Origin of the sequence: Falsiroseomonas bella, from assembly GCF_003173615.1 — a bacterium.
GTDB lineage: Bacteria > Pseudomonadota > Alphaproteobacteria > Acetobacterales > Acetobacteraceae > Falsiroseomonas > Falsiroseomonas bella.
The window spans coordinates 370,153-383,375 of sequence record NZ_QGNA01000005.1 but is presented as its reverse complement, the minus strand read 5'-3'; the positions used below and the strand labels follow the sequence as shown (position 1 = coordinate 383,375).

The following is a 13,223-nucleotide window of genomic DNA, read 5'->3' as shown; positions in this document are numbered from 1 at the left end:
GTGATGTGAGATGCTTTCCCCGAAGCGTACGAAATTCCGCAAGGCCCATAAGGGCCGCATCAAGGGCGTCGCGAAGGGCGGCTTCAGCCTGACCTTCGGCGGCTTCGGCCTGAAGGCGCTGGAGCCCGAGCGGGTGACGGCGCGCCAGATCGAGGCGGCGCGGCGCGCGATCACGCGCGCCATGAAGCGCCAGGGCCGCGTCTGGATCCGCATCTTCCCGGACGTCCCGGTCTCGACCAAGCCGGCCGAGGTCCGCATGGGCTCGGGCAAGGGCGCACCGGAATACTGGGTCTGCCGCGTGAAGCCTGGCCGCATCATGTTCGAGCTCGACGGCGTGTCCGGCGACATCGCCCGCGAGGCGCTGAGCCTCGGCGCGGCGAAGCTGCCGATCAAGACCAAGATCGTCACGCGCCTCGGCGCGACGCCGGCGGAGGCCTGATCATGGCGATGGCGAAGATCGCGGACGTTCGCGGCAAGAGCCCGGACGAGCTGCAGGAGATGCTGGTGGACCTCAGGAAGGAGCAGTTCAACCTGCGCTTCCAGCGGGCCACCGGCCAGCTCGAGGCGGTGGGGCGCATCAAGGAAGTGCGCCGCACCATCGCCCGGGTGAAGACCATCATGGCGGAGCGTTCGCGCACCGCCCAGAAGCAAGCGTAAGGGGTTCCGGGCGATGCCGAGGCGCGTCCTCACGGGCCGGGTGGTCAGCGACAAGACCGACAAGACGGTGACCGTCCTTGTCGAGCGTCGGGTGATGCATCCGCTCTACAAGAAGTTCATCCGGCGCTCGAAGAAGTACGCCGCGCATGACGAGGCCAACCTGTGCAAGCAGGGCGACACGGTCTCGATCGAAGAGTGCCGCCCGATCAGCCGGACGAAGTCCTGGCTGGTGGTGGCGCGCAACGGCGAGGCGGTGGAGCGCCCGGCGGGCTACGACGCGCCCGCGGCGCCTGTCGCTGCGCCGGCCGAGGCGGGGGCCTGATCCATGATCCAGGTCGAATCCAATCTCGACGTCGCCGACAATTCCGGCGCGCGCCGCGTGCAGTGCATCAAGGTGCTCGGCGGCTCGAAGCGGAAGGTGGCGAGCGTCGGCGACGTCATCGTCGTCTCCGTGAAGGAGGCGATCCCACGCGCCAAGGTGAAGAAGGGCGAGGTGCATCGCGCCGTCATCGTCCGCACCGCCTATCCGGTGCGCCGCATCGACGGCACGGCGATCCGCTTCGACGGCAACGCCGCGGTGCTGATCAACAAGCAGGGCGAACCCATCGGGACCCGCATCTTCGGACCGGTCGTGCGCGAGCTGCGCGCGAAGAAGTTCATGAAGATCATCTCGCTGGCGCCGGAGGTCCTGTAAGGCCATGGCCGCGAAGATCAGGAAAGGCGACCGGGTCCAGGTTCTGGCCGGCCGCGACAAGGGCAAGCGGGGCGAGGTCATTCGCGTCGTTCCCAAGGAGAACCGCGCCTTCGTGCAGGGCGTGAACATGGTGAAGCGGCATGAGAAGCCGCAGGGCCTGAATCGTCCGGGCGGCATCACGGAGAAGGAGGGTCCGATCGACCTTTCCAACCTGGCGCTGCTCGATCCGAAGACCGACAAGCCGACCCGGGTGGGCTTCAAGACCCTCGAGGACGGCAAGAAGGTCCGCGTGGCGAAGGCCTCGGGCGAGGTGATCGACCGATGAGCGGTACGAAGAAGGGCGCTCCGGCGCCGAAGAAGGGCGCGGCGAAGCCGGCCTCCAAGCCGACCAACGCCAAGGCGGCGGCCGGGCAGGACGGGCGCGGCGGGCAGGCGGCGACGAACGTCTCGGTGAAGGCCGGGCCGGCCGCGGCCTCTCCGGCCGAGGTGCCGCGCCTGCGCAAGCTGTACGACGAGGTGGTGCGCAAGCGCCTGGTGGACGAGTTCGGCTACAAGAACCCGATGGAGGTTCCGAAGCTCGACAAGATCGTCATCAACATGGGCGTTGGCGAGGCGGCGGGCGATTCGAAGAAGCTCGACGCGGCCGTCGCGGAGCTGATGGCGATCAGCGGCCAGAAGCCGGTGAAGACGCTGGCGAAGAAGGCGATCGCGGGCTTCAAGATCCGCGAGGGCCAGGCGATCGGCTGCAAGGTCACGCTGCGCAAGGCGCGGATGTACGAGTTCCTGGACCGTCTGGTCACCGTCGCGCTGCCGCGCGTGCGGGACTTCCGCGGCATCCCCGGAAATCGCGGCTTCGACGGTCGTGGCAACTACGCCATGGGCCTGAAGGAGCAGATCGTGTTCCCCGAGATCGTCTATGACCGGGTGGACACGGTGCGCGGGATGGACATCCAGTTCGTCACCACGGCGAAGACGGACAAGGAAGCGAAGGCGCTGCTCAAGGCCTTCGACCTTCCCTTCGCCACCTGAAATCTTTCCACAGGAAAACCGCCGGGCCGCGTGAGCGGTCCGGCAGGTTCCGGAGGACCTGAGACGACATGGCCAAGACCTCGTCAGTCGAGAAGAACAACCGGCGAGCCCAGCTCTCCAAGCTGCACCGCGCCAAGCGCGCCGCGCTGAAGGCGGTGGTGATGGACCGCGCGCGCCCGGTCGAGGAGCGGTTCGAGGCGACGCTGAAGCTGGCGCAGCTGCCGCGCAACGGCGCCGCCAACCGCGTGCGCCTGCGCTGCGAGCTCACCGGCCGCCCGCGCGGCAACTACCGCAAGTTCAAGCTCAGCCGGAACATGCTGCGCGAGCTGGCCAACACCGGCCAGCTCCCCGGCGTGGTCAAGGCGAGCTGGTAAGGGGGACAGGCCATGTCGCTGTCCGATCCGCTGGGTGACCTGCTCACCCGCATCCGCAACGCCCAGCGCGCGCGCCAGAGCCGCTGCACGGCGCCGGCCTCCCGCCTGCGGGAGAACGTGCTCGACGTGCTGAAGCGCGAGGGCTACATCCGCGCCTTCTCGACCGAGGAACTCCGTCCCGGCGTGAAGGTGATCGCCATCGAGCTGAAGTACTCGGAAGGCGAGCCGGCCATCAAGGAGATCCACCGCGTCTCCAAGCCGGGCCGCCGGGTATATTCGAAGATCGCGGAGCTGCCGAGGTTCTACAACGGCCTCGGCATCTCCATCCTCTCCACGCCGAAGGGCGTGATGAGCGACCACGAGGCGCGCACCGCCAATGTCGGCGGCGAAGTCCTCTGCCGCGTGTTCTGAGGAGGGCAGGGAGATGTCACGCGTCGGCAAGTATCCGGTGCAGGTTCCGGCGGGCGTCCAGGTGGCGCTGCAGGGCCGCACCATCACGGCCAAGGGCAAGAACGGCGAGCTCAAGCTCGACCTGACCGAGGACGTGGACGTGAAGATCGAGGGCAACGAGGTCGCTGTCGCGCCGAAGGGCGCCGATCGTCGCTCGCGCACCATGTGGGGCACCACCCGCAGCCTGATCCAGGGCATGGTCACCGGCGTCTCCACGGGCTTCACCAAGTCCATGGAGATCACCGGCACCGGCTACCGCGCCGCGGTGCAGGGCAGCGACCTGGTGCTGAACCTCGGCTACAGCCACGAGATCCGCTATCCGGTGCCGAAGGGCATCAAGATCACCTGCGAGAAGCCGACCTCCATCAAGGTGGAAGGGGCGGACAAGCGCCAGGTGGGCCAGGTGGCCGCCGAGATCCGCGCCTATCGCGGCCCCGAGCCCTACAAGGGCAAGGGCGTCCGCTACGACAACGAGGTGATCCTCCGGAAGGAGGGTAAGAAGAAGTAATGGCCGACAAGCTCGCATTGCAGGCCCGCCGCCGCGCGCGGCTGCGCTACCAGCTGAAGATCAAGAGCGGCGGTCGCCCGCGGCTCTCGGTCTTCCGCTCCGGCCGGCACATCTATGCGCAGGTGATCGACGACGGCCAGGGTGTCACGCTCGCCGCCGCCTCGACGCTCGAGAAGCCGATGCGCGAAAGCCTGAAGACCGGTGCCGACAAGGACGCCGCGACCGCCGTCGGCAAGCTGGTGGCGGAGCGTGCGCTCGCCGCCGGCGTGTCCAAGGTCGTGTTCGACCGCGGGCCCTATCTCTACCACGGCCGCGTCAAGGCGCTGGCGGAGGCTGCCCGCGAGGGCGGCCTGTCGTTCTGAGGATCTGAACCATGGCACGTGAGCCGAGGAGTGGCGGCGGTGGCGAAGGCGGCGAGGGCGGTGACCGCCGTCGTGGCCGCGGGCGCGACCGCGATCGTGAGAACCGGCCGGAGCGGACGGAAGGCGACGAGCTGAAGGACAAGCTGGTCACCATCAACCGCGTGGCCAAGGTGGTGAAGGGCGGCCGTCGCTTCAGCTTCGCGGCGCTCGTCGTGGTCGGCGACCAGAAGGGTCGCGTCGGCTGGGGCGCCGGCAAGGCGCGCGAGGTGCCGGAGGCGATCCGCAAGGCGACCGAGCGCGCGAAGCGCGGCATGATCCGCGTGCCGATGAAGGAGGGGCGCACGCTCCACCACGACATCGTCGGCGAGTTCGGCGCCGGCCGCGTCATCCTGCGCGCGGCGCCCGCGGGCACCGGCATCATCGCCGGCGGCCCGATGCGCGCGGTGTTCGAGACGCTGGGCATGGGCGACGTCGTCGCGAAGTGCACCGGCACCACGAACCCGCACAACATGGTGAAGGCGACCTTCGCGGCGCTGTCCAACTGCACCAGCCCCCGCGCTGTTGCGGCGCGCCGCGGCAAGAAGGTCACCGACCTGCTCGGCGCGAAGAAGGAAGCCGAGCCGGCGGCGGAGCAGGCGAATGTCTGAGAGCAAGAAGACCGTGAAGGTGACCCAGACCGGGTCGCCGATCGGCCGCAAGCCGGGCCAGCGCGAGACGCTGATCGGCCTCGGCCTCAACAAGATGCATCGCACGCGCGAGCTCGAGGACACGCCCGCGGTGCGCGGCATGATCCGCAAGGTCGCGCACCTGGTGAAGGTCGAGGGCTGATCCCATGCCCAAACTGAATGAGATCCGCGACAACGAAGGCGCGCGCGACAAGTTCAAGCGCATCGGGCGCGGCATCGGCTCCGGCAAGGGCAAGACCGGCGGCCGCGGTGTGAAGGGCCAGAAGGCTCGCACCGGCGTGCGGCTGAACGGGTTCGAGGGCGGTCAGCTCCCGATCTATCGCCGGATGCCGAAGCGCGGCTTCGTCAACCCCTTCCGCAAGGACTATGCGGTGCTGAACCTCGGCGCGCTCGACCGCGCGATCGAGGAAGGCCGCCTGCCCGCCGATCAGCCGATCGACGAGGCGGCGCTGAAGGCCGCGGGCCTGGTGAAGACCTCGGCCAAGCTCGCGGGCGTGCGCCTGCTGGCGAAGGGCGAGATCAAGCGGGCCGTGACGATCACCGTCACCGGCGCCTCGGCCGCGGCGGTCGCCGCGGTGCAGGCCGCGGGCGGCACCGTCACCACCACCCTGCCCGTGGCGGAAGCGGCGTCCGAGGCCGCGGAAGGCTGAGATGCAGCGCCGCCCTTGCACCGCGGCGGTGCGGGCGGCACTTAAGGCTGGCTGCGGTGCGGCGCCCCGGGCATAGCTTGGGGCGCCGCACGCGCAAGGAGGATAGCGCATGGCGTCCGCCGCCGAACAGCTCGCGGCCAATCTCAACCTCGGCGTGCTCGCCAAGGCGACCGAGCTCAAGAAGCGCATCTGGTTCACGCTGGGTGCGCTGATCGTCTATCGCATCGGCTCCTACGTCCCCGTGCCGGGCGTGGACGCCTCGGTCATGGGCGAGCTGCTGACCCAGATGGGCGGCGGCATCCTCGGCATGTTCGACATGTTCACCGGCGGCGCGCTCGGGCGCATGACGGTGTTCGCGCTGAACATCATGCCCTACATCTCGGCGAGCATCATCGTGCAGCTGATGACGGCCGCCATTCCTTCGTGGGAGCAGCTGAAGAAGGAAGGCGAGTCGGGGCGGAAGAAGCTCAACCAGTACACCCGCTACCTCACGCTCTTCATTGCCGTCTTCCAGGCCTACGGCATCGCCATCGGCCTCGAATCGCTGCGCGGCACCTTCGCGCCCGCCGTCGCCGATCCCGGCTGGTTCTTCCGGATCTCCTGTGTGATCACCCTCACGGGCGGCACGATGTTCCTGATGTGGCTGGGCGAACAGATCACGGCACGGGGTGTCGGCAACGGCATCAGCCTGATCATCTTCGCCGGCATCGTCGCCAACCTGCCGCATGCGCTGGCCTCCACGCTGGAGCTCGGCCGCACCGGCGCGCTGTCCACCTTCTTCATCATCTTCTTCCTGCTCGCCGCGCTGCTGATCATCGCCGCGGTCGTGTTCATCGAGCGCGCGCAGCGCCGCATCCCGGTGCAGTATCCGAAGCGCCAGGTCGGCAACCGCATGATGGGCGGCGAGAGCACGCATCTTCCGCTGAAGCTCAACACCGCCGGCGTGATGCCGCCGATCTTCGCCTCCTCGCTGCTGCTGCTGCCGGCGACCTTCGCGGCCTTCCAGGGCGACCGAAGCGAGCCGTCATTCCTCGGCGACATGGCGAACCTGCTGGCCCATGGGCAGCCGCTCTACATGCTGCTGTATCTCGTCGGCATCGTGTTCTTCGCCTTCTTCTACACCGCGGTCGTGTTCAACCCGCAGGAGACGGCGGACAACCTGCGCAAGTATGGCGGCTTCGTGCCGGGCATCCGCCCCGGCCAGCCCACCGCCGACTATTTCGACCGGGTGCTGACGCGGCTGACCGCGGTCGGGGCGGTCTACCTGGCCGTGATCTGCCTGCTGCCGGAACTGCTGATCGCGAATTACGGCGTGCCCTTCTACTTCGGCGGCACCTCGCTGCTGATCATCGTCTCCGTGACCATGGACACGGTGTCGCAGATCCAGTCGCATCTCTTCGCCCACCAGTACGAAGGGCTGATCAAGAAGGCCCGGCTCGGTGGCCGCGGCACGCAACCGGGGGGACGTGGCAGATGAGGCTGATCCTTCTTGGGCCTCCCGGTGCCGGCAAGGGCACCCAGGCAAAGCGCCTGGAGGAAGCCTACGGCATCGCCCAGATCTCCACGGGCGACATGCTGCGGGCCGAGGTGAAGTCCGGCTCCGAGCTGGGCCGCGAGGCCAAGGCCATCATGGAGCGCGGCGACCTGGTGCCGGACGCCATCGTCACCGCGATGCTCGCCAGGCGCGTGCAGCAGCCCGACTGCGCCAAGGGCTTCATCCTGGACGGATTCCCCCGCACCGTGCCGCAGGCCGAGGCGCTGGACGCCATGCTGCGCGAGCAGCGGATGCAGCTCGACCACGTGATCGAGCTGCAGGTGGACGACGCCGCCCTGGTCGAGCGCATCGCCGGCCGCTTCACCTGCGCGAAGTGCGGTGCCGGCTATCACGACAGCTTCAAGAAGCCGGCGCAGCCGGGCGTCTGCGACGCCTGCGGCAGCACCGAGTTCATCCGCCGCGCCGACGACAAGGCCGAGACGGTCTCTGCCCGGCTCGAGGCCTATCACCGCCAGACCGCCCCGCTCCTGCCCTTCTACCGGGCGCAGGGCAAGCTGCGGCAGGTGGACGGCATGGCGGCGATGGACGAGGTCACCCGCCAGATCAGGGCCATCCTGGGGTAGCGGGTGACGGGATCTTGACTCGACCGGCGAGGCGGGGCTAATCCCCCGCGCTCGCGGTCAGGGGCTCGCCCCCGGCCGCCCTTCGCCGTTGAAAAACTGGTTGATCACCTTGTCGGCTCCGGCCGGCAGCACGAGGGGCCGGCCGGCCCCGTGAGGAGAGACGCATCGTGGCGCGCATCGCCGGCGTGAACATCCCGACCAACAAGCGGGTCGCCATATCGCTTCGCTACATCTACGGGATCGGTCCGAAGAACGCGAAGGACATCATCGACCACCTCGGCATCCCCGAGGAGCGTCGGGTGAACCAGCTGACCGATGAGGAAGTGCTGCGCATCCGCGAGCTGATCGATCGCGAATACCGCGTCGAGGGCGACCTCCGCCGCGAAGAGGCGATGAACAAGAAGCGCCTGATGGACATGGCCTGCTACCGCGGCCTGCGTCACCGCAAGGGCCTGCCGGTCCGCGGCCAGCGCACCCACACGAATGCGCGCACGCGCAAGGGCAAGGCGGTGGCGATCGCCGGCAAGAAGAAGGTGACGAAGTAAGATGGCTCGCGAACCCCGCGGTGGCGCCGGCAACCGCCCGCGCAAGAAGGAGCGGAAGAACATCAGCTCCGGCGTGGCGCATGTTCTCGCCAGCTTCAACAACACGGTGGTGACCATCACCGACGCGCAGGGCAACGCCATCGCCTGGTCGTCGGCCGGCAGCCAGGGATTCAAGGGCAGCCGCAAGTCCACCCCCTACGCCGCCCAGGTCGCCGCCGAGGACGCCGGCAAGAAGGCTCGCGAGCACGGCATGGAGACGCTGGAGATCCAGGTCAGCGGCCCCGGCTCGGGCCGCGAATCGGCGCTTCGCGCGCTGCAGGCCGTGGGCTTCTACGTCACCGCCATCAAGGACGTGACGCCCATCCCGCACAACGGTTGCCGCCCGCGCAAGCGCCGTCGCGTGTGATGTAGGGCGGGGTGCCGCCCCGCCGCCACCGCCGCGCCGCCTGTCCGGGACGAGGAAAGAGATGATCGAGAAGAACTGGCGCTCGCTGATCGAGACCAAGAAGGACGTCGAGTTCGGCGCCGACCCGATGCGCACGGCCACGATCGTGGCCGAGCCGCTCGAGCGCGGCTTCGGCATGACGCTCGGCAACGCGCTGCGCCGCATCCTGCTGTCCTCGCTGCAGGGCGCCGCCGTCACCGGCATCCGCATCGACGGCGTGCTGCACGAATTCAGCTCGATCCAGGGCGTCCGCGAGGACGTGACGGACATCGTGCTGAACGTGAAGCAGCTCGCCATCCGCTACCAGGGCGACGGCCCGAAGCGGCTCGCGCTGACCGCGACCGGCCCGGGCGAGGTCACCGCCGGCCAGATCCAGACCACCGGCGACATCGAGATCGCCAACCCCGACCTCGTGCTCTGCACGCTCGACGACGGCGCGAAGCTCTCCATGGAGCTCACCGTCGAGACCGGCAAGGGCTACGTCCCCGCCGCCGAGAACCGGCCCGAGGACGCGCCGATCGGCCTGATCCCGGTGGACGCGATCTATTCGCCGGTCCGCCGCGTCGCCTACCAGGTGCAGCCCACCCGCGTCGGCCAGAAGACCGACTATGACAAGCTGGTCCTCACGGTCGAGACCGACGGCACCGTCACGCCCGAGGACGCGGTGGGCATCGCGGCGCGCATCCTGCAGGAGCAGCTGCAGCTCTTCATCAACTTCGAGGAGCCGCGCCAGCGCGTGGTGGAGGAGGTCCGCGACGACCTGCCCTTCAACCGCAACCTGCTGCGCAAGGTGGACGAGCTGGAGCTTTCGGTGCGCTCCGCGAACTGCCTGAAGAACGACAACATCGTCTATATCGGCGACCTCGTGCAGAAGACCGAGCAGGAGATGCTCCGCACGCCGAACTTCGGCCGCAAGTCGCTGAACGAGATCAAGGAAGTCCTCGCCTCCATGGGCCTCGGCCTCGGCATGACCGTGCCGGGCTGGCCGCCGGAGAACATCGAGGATCTCGCGAAGAAGCTGGAGGAGCCCTTCTGAGGGCGGCCCCGTAGGGACTGAGGGAAAGGTATCATGCGTCACGGGGTTTCCGGCCGTAAGCTCGGCGTCACCTCCACCCACCGGGTGGCGATGCTGCGCAACATGGCGACCAGCCTGATCAAGCACGAGCAGATCACCACCACGCTGCCCAAGGCGAAGGAGCTGCGCCCCTACGTCGAGCGCATCATCACGCTCGGCAAGCGCGGCGGCCTGCATGCGCGCCGCCAGGCGCTCGCGCAGATCCGCGACGAGAAGGTGGTGGAGAAGCTCTTCACCACGGTCGCGGAGCGCTACAAGGCGCGCAATGGCGGCTACACCCGCGTGCTGAAGGCCGGCATGCGCTACGGCGACGCGGCGACCATGGCGGTGATCGAGCTGGTCGAGCGCGACGTCACGGCGAAGGGCCAGGACAGCGGCCCGAAGCCGGAAGTGGCGGAGGAGGAGGAGCAGGGCTGAGCCCCGCTCCATCCCGTCAGGCTTGACCGAAAGGGCGCCGCGAGGCGCCCTTTCGCGTCAGTGGGGGCAGTCCTCATTGCCCGCGCGCGTGGGCGATGAGGGCGTGGCGCCCCGCAGCTCAGCGATCCCGGTCGCGATCGCTGCTCCAGTCATTGGAGGATCCGCTGCCCCGGTAGTTCTGGCTGCCATAGCCCTGACCGCTGTAGCCCTGGTTTCCGTAGTTCTGGCTGCCATAGCCCTGGCCGCTGTAGCCCTGGTTGCCGTAGTTCTGGCTGCCATAGCCCTGGCCGCTGTAGCCCTGGTTGCCGTAGCCCTGGCCACCATAGCCCTGGCCACCATAGCCCTGGCCACTGTAGCCCTGGCTGCCGTAGTTCTGGCTGCCGTAGTTGCCCCAGCGCTGCCCGTCATTGTCGCTCCGGCCGAAGCGGTCCTGGCCGTAGCCGTAGGTCCGCCCCTGATCCTGGCGCTGGCCGGACCGGCGCTCGTCGTCGCGGCCGCGGCGATAGCCCTCGTTGAAGGCGTCGCGGTCCCGCTGGTTCCAGTCGCGGCCCATCTGCCCGCCCTGGCCGTAGCTGCCGCGGTCCTGGCCATAGCCCCAGTTCTGCCCCTGGCTCTGCGCCTGGGCGGGAACGGCGGCGATCCAGGCCGTCGCGGCGAAGGCGGCGCCGGCGATTCCGGCAAGTGCGAAGCGATTCGTCATGGGCGATCTCCCTGATGCATGGCGTGGTCCCGCGTCACGGCCCCGGGGCAGAACCGCCCGCGCAGGCGACGGTTCTTTGCGTGATCCCACCCGTCCCGCCCCCGGCCCCTTCCGCTTCGCCATCATCCTCCGCAGGATCGGGCCATGATCGCGCCCGCGCCCTTCGCCACCCGCCCGCTGCCCGCGGCACCCGACGTCATCGCCCCCGACGGGTCGGAGGTGCGCGTGCTGCTCCGCCTGGCCGGCGGCAGCATGGCGCATTTCAGCCTTGCTCCCGGTGAGGTGTCCCTGCCGGTGGAGCATCGCACCGTGGAGGAACTCTGGTTCGTGATCGCCGGTTGCGGCGAGATGTGGCGCAGCCAAGCCGGGCGCGAGGAGATCACCCCGCTCGCCCCCGGCGTCAGCCTCTCCATCCCCCTCGGCACGCGCTTCCAGTTCCGCTGCCTCGGCGATGCGCCGCTGGAGGCGGTGGGCGTGACGATGCCGCCCTGGCCGGGAATGGAGGAGGCCGTGCCGGCCGACGGGCCGTGGGTGCCGAAGCTGGCGCGGTGACCGCTACGGCCGCGCCGCGCGCAGCTCCAGCCGCGTCAGCCAGAACCCCGCGCCAATGATCACCGCGACGCCCGCCAGCATGGTCGCGGTCGGCACCTCATCGAAGAAGAACCAGCCGAACAGGATGCCCCACAGGATCATCGCATACTGCCAGGGCACCACCACCGGCGCCGGCGCCAGCGCCAGCGAGCGCGTCACCGCCAGATGCGCCGCCACGCCCACCACGCCCAGCAGCATCAGCAGCAGCACGTCGAAGGCGGTCGGCGGGATCCAGGCGAAGGGCAGCATCACCAGCCCGAACAGCAGCGCGCCCCCCATCTGGTAGGCGGCGAGAACGGTCGCCGAGGTGCCGCGCAGCGCGCGCGTGGAGAGCAGATAGGCCGAGTAGACACACACGCCGAGGATCGCCACCAGCGTCGGCAGCCAGCCGAAATCGAGCCCCGCGCCGAGCGCCAGCAGCACGCCGACGAAGCCGATCACCACCGCCACGAAGCGCCCGCGATCCAGCTTCTCCTGCAGCAGCACGGCGGAAGCGACGGCGACGAAGATCGGCGTCGCCATCCAGAAGGCCATGGTGTCGGCCAGCGGCATCATCGAGACGGCCCAGTAGAAGCACGCCACCTCGATCGTCCCGAAGGCGACGCGCCCCGCCTGCAGCCAGGGCCGCTTCGGCCGCAGCAGGTGGCCGATATCCTCGCGCAGGATGAAGGGCGCCAGCACCACCAGCGCCGCGATGCTCCGCAACACCAGCACCTGCGCGACCGAGTAGGTGGCGACCAGCCACTTCCCCAGCACGTCGTTCAGCGAGAAGGCGAGCACCGCCGCCGACATCAGCGCGATGCCCGCCAGGTTCTGGTTGTGCTGCTGGCTCAGGACCGCCTGTCCATTCCGTGCAAAGCCCTCTCCCCCTCAGGGGGAGAGGGTTGGGTGAGGGGGGCGCGAGGAAACGCGCGCCCCCGCCGCGCGAAAACCTCAATCCGCCCGGACATTCGCCTCGCGCACCAGGGTCGCCATCGCGCCGCGCCCCTCGGCCACGAAGCGCGCGAAGTCGGCGGGCCGCGAGCCCACCGGCACGCAGCCGATCTGGATCAGCCGCTGCCGGTTCGCCGGCACCGCCATCGCCTCCGCCAGCGCGTCATACATCCGCGAGACCACCGCCGGGGGCGTCGCCGCCGGTCCGAACAGCCCCGCCCATTCGTTGGATTCGAAGCCCGCATAGCCGCTCTCCGCGATGGTCGGCACCTGCGGCCGGCTCTCCACCCGCTCCGTCGTTCCGACCGCCAGGAAGCGCGCGCGCCCGCTATCCACTACCGGCCCGGCCGAGACCAGCGTGGTGAACACCGCGTCGATCGCGCCGCTCGCCAGATCCTGCGCCGCCGCCGCTCCGCCGCGATAGGGCACGTGGATGACCTCGATCCCCGCCACCTTGGCAAAGGCGAGCAGGCCGAGATGCCCTGCCGTCGCATTGCCCTGCGTGCCGACCGTGATCGCGCCCGGCCGCGCCTTCGCCGCCGCCACGAACTCCGCCAGCGTGCGCGCCGGGAAATCGGCCTTCACCGCGACGGCGGAGGGGAACAGCACCACCAGCGAGATCGGCGTGAAGGCGGTGGCGTAGTCGAAGGGCAGGTTGCGCAGCAGGGTCGGATTCACGATGTGGCTCGATGCATCCCACAGGAAGGTATGGCCGTCCGTCGCCCGCGCCACTTCCAGCCCTCCGAGGCTGCCGGAGGCGCCGGTGCGGTTCTCCACCGCGAAGACCTGGCCCAGCGTCTCGCCCATCCGCGGCGTCAGCACGCGGGCGGAACTGTCCGCCGCGCCGCCGGCCGAGAAGGGCACCACCAGCCGGATGGACCGCGTCGGCCACGCGCCCTGCGCGCGAACGAGGGTGGGCAGCGCAAGGGCAGGGGCGGCCGCAAGCATCGCGCGGCGGCTGAGGACCGGCATCGTGGTTCTCCTGGCGT

The 13,223-nt window shown here is 69.3% G+C and carries 23 protein-coding genes; 20 read left to right on the top strand and 3 right to left on the bottom strand.

Going from position 1 to position 13,223, the window contains the following annotated elements; translation table 11 throughout:
- Window positions 1–10: 10 nt before the first annotated feature.
- From rplP to rplQ, 19 genes are all read left to right on the top strand, one after another.
- A complete protein-coding gene (rplP, locus tag DFH01_RS22475; RefSeq protein ID WP_109872733.1) occupies window positions 11–439 on the top strand; it encodes a 50S ribosomal protein L16 in 429 nt (142 codons plus the stop codon).
- 8 nt (window positions 440–447) lie between these two features.
- The gene (rpmC, locus tag DFH01_RS22470; RefSeq protein WP_109872940.1) at window positions 448–657 is read left to right on the top strand and encodes a 50S ribosomal protein L29; all 210 of its coding nucleotides are present in this window, start codon (window positions 448–450) and stop codon (window positions 655–657) included.
- 13 nt (window positions 658–670) lie between these two features.
- Window positions 671–979 carry a 30S ribosomal protein S17 gene (rpsQ, locus tag DFH01_RS22465; protein ID WP_109872732.1) on the top strand — a complete coding sequence of 103 codons (309 nt, stop codon included), beginning with the start codon at window positions 671–673 and terminating at the stop codon, window positions 977–979.
- Window positions 980–982: 3 nt separating this feature from the next.
- Window positions 983–1,351 carry a 50S ribosomal protein L14 gene (gene rplN, locus DFH01_RS22460; RefSeq protein WP_109872731.1) on the top strand — a complete coding sequence of 123 codons (369 nt, stop codon included), beginning with the start codon at window positions 983–985 and terminating at the stop codon, window positions 1,349–1,351.
- A 4-nt stretch (window positions 1,352–1,355) separates the two neighbouring features.
- Window positions 1,356–1,676, top strand: a complete 321-nt coding sequence (gene rplX, locus DFH01_RS22455; protein ID WP_109872730.1) for a 50S ribosomal protein L24 — start codon at window positions 1,356–1,358, stop codon at window positions 1,674–1,676.
- Window positions 1,677–1,837: 161 nt separating this feature from the next.
- The gene (rplE, locus tag DFH01_RS22450; RefSeq protein ID WP_233256249.1) at window positions 1,838–2,380 is read left to right on the top strand and encodes a 50S ribosomal protein L5; all 543 of its coding nucleotides are present in this window, start codon (window positions 1,838–1,840) and stop codon (window positions 2,378–2,380) included.
- A gap of 68 nt (window positions 2,381–2,448) precedes the next feature.
- Window positions 2,449–2,754: a 30S ribosomal protein S14 gene (gene rpsN, locus DFH01_RS22445; RefSeq protein ID WP_109872728.1), complete on the top strand. Its 306-nt coding sequence runs from the start codon at window positions 2,449–2,451 to the stop codon at window positions 2,752–2,754.
- 12 nt (window positions 2,755–2,766) lie between these two features.
- Window positions 2,767–3,165 (top strand): 30S ribosomal protein S8, encoded by a 399-nt coding sequence (rpsH, locus tag DFH01_RS22440; RefSeq protein ID WP_109872727.1) that lies wholly within the window; start codon window positions 2,767–2,769, stop codon window positions 3,163–3,165.
- A 13-nt stretch (window positions 3,166–3,178) separates the two neighbouring features.
- Window positions 3,179–3,712, top strand: coding sequence for a 50S ribosomal protein L6 (gene rplF / locus DFH01_RS22435; protein WP_109872726.1), 534 nt, complete (start codon window positions 3,179–3,181; stop codon window positions 3,710–3,712).
- Entirely contained in the window at window positions 3,712–4,074 is a 363-nt protein-coding gene (rplR, locus tag DFH01_RS22430) for a 50S ribosomal protein L18 (protein ID WP_109872725.1), read from the top strand. Before rplF ends, rplR begins: the two co-directional genes overlap by 1 nt.
- 11 nt (window positions 4,075–4,085) lie before the next feature.
- On the top strand, window positions 4,086–4,721 hold the full coding sequence (gene rpsE / locus DFH01_RS22425) for a 30S ribosomal protein S5 (RefSeq protein ID WP_109872724.1): 636 nt from the start codon (window positions 4,086–4,088) through the stop codon (window positions 4,719–4,721).
- Window positions 4,714–4,902, top strand: coding sequence for a 50S ribosomal protein L30 (gene rpmD / locus DFH01_RS22420; RefSeq protein WP_109872723.1), 189 nt, complete (start codon window positions 4,714–4,716; stop codon window positions 4,900–4,902). The genes rpsE and rpmD overlap by 8 nt, the downstream gene beginning before the upstream one ends.
- A gap of 4 nt (window positions 4,903–4,906) precedes the next feature.
- Window positions 4,907–5,410: a 50S ribosomal protein L15 gene (gene rplO, locus DFH01_RS22415; protein ID WP_109872722.1), complete on the top strand. Its 504-nt coding sequence runs from the start codon at window positions 4,907–4,909 to the stop codon at window positions 5,408–5,410.
- Between the two features lie 109 nt (window positions 5,411–5,519).
- Window positions 5,520–6,887, top strand: coding sequence for a preprotein translocase subunit SecY (gene secY, locus DFH01_RS22410; RefSeq protein WP_109872721.1), 1,368 nt, complete (start codon window positions 5,520–5,522; stop codon window positions 6,885–6,887).
- A complete protein-coding gene (locus DFH01_RS22405) occupies window positions 6,884–7,528 on the top strand; it encodes an adenylate kinase (protein WP_109872720.1) in 645 nt (214 codons plus the stop codon). Before secY ends, DFH01_RS22405 begins: the two co-directional genes overlap by 4 nt.
- Before the next feature lie 167 nt (window positions 7,529–7,695).
- Window positions 7,696–8,073, top strand: a complete 378-nt coding sequence (gene rpsM, locus DFH01_RS22400) for a 30S ribosomal protein S13 (RefSeq protein ID WP_109872719.1) — start codon at window positions 7,696–7,698, stop codon at window positions 8,071–8,073.
- A gap of 1 nt (window position 8,074) precedes the next feature.
- Window positions 8,075–8,479 carry a 30S ribosomal protein S11 gene (gene rpsK / locus DFH01_RS22395; protein WP_109872718.1) on the top strand — a complete coding sequence of 135 codons (405 nt, stop codon included), beginning with the start codon at window positions 8,075–8,077 and terminating at the stop codon, window positions 8,477–8,479.
- A gap of 61 nt (window positions 8,480–8,540) precedes the next feature.
- Window positions 8,541–9,554 carry a DNA-directed RNA polymerase subunit alpha gene (locus tag DFH01_RS22390; protein WP_109872717.1) on the top strand — a complete coding sequence of 338 codons (1,014 nt, stop codon included), beginning with the start codon at window positions 8,541–8,543 and terminating at the stop codon, window positions 9,552–9,554.
- A gap of 33 nt (window positions 9,555–9,587) precedes the next feature.
- Entirely contained in the window at window positions 9,588–10,010 is a 423-nt protein-coding gene (gene rplQ, locus DFH01_RS22385; RefSeq protein WP_109872716.1) for a 50S ribosomal protein L17, read from the top strand.
- A 118-nt stretch (window positions 10,011–10,128) separates the two neighbouring features.
- On the opposite strand, the gene DFH01_RS22380 is transcribed toward rplQ, so the two are convergent.
- Window positions 10,129–10,710, bottom strand: coding sequence for a hypothetical protein (locus DFH01_RS22380; RefSeq protein ID WP_109872715.1), 582 nt, complete (start codon window positions 10,708–10,710; stop codon window positions 10,129–10,131).
- 144 nt (window positions 10,711–10,854) lie between these two features.
- Between DFH01_RS22380 and DFH01_RS22375 the strand changes: the two genes are divergently transcribed.
- Window positions 10,855–11,262, top strand: coding sequence for a cupin domain-containing protein (locus DFH01_RS22375; protein ID WP_109872714.1), 408 nt, complete (start codon window positions 10,855–10,857; stop codon window positions 11,260–11,262).
- Between the two features lie 3 nt (window positions 11,263–11,265).
- On the opposite strand, the gene DFH01_RS22370 is transcribed toward DFH01_RS22375, so the two are convergent.
- On the bottom strand, window positions 11,266–12,096 hold the full coding sequence (locus DFH01_RS22370) for a DMT family transporter (protein WP_269846289.1): 831 nt from the start codon (window positions 12,094–12,096) through the stop codon (window positions 11,266–11,268).
- A 138-nt stretch (window positions 12,097–12,234) separates the two neighbouring features.
- Window positions 12,235–13,206, bottom strand: a complete 972-nt coding sequence (locus DFH01_RS22365) for a Bug family tripartite tricarboxylate transporter substrate binding protein (RefSeq protein ID WP_109872712.1) — start codon at window positions 13,204–13,206, stop codon at window positions 12,235–12,237.
- Window positions 13,207–13,223 lie beyond the last annotated feature (17 nt).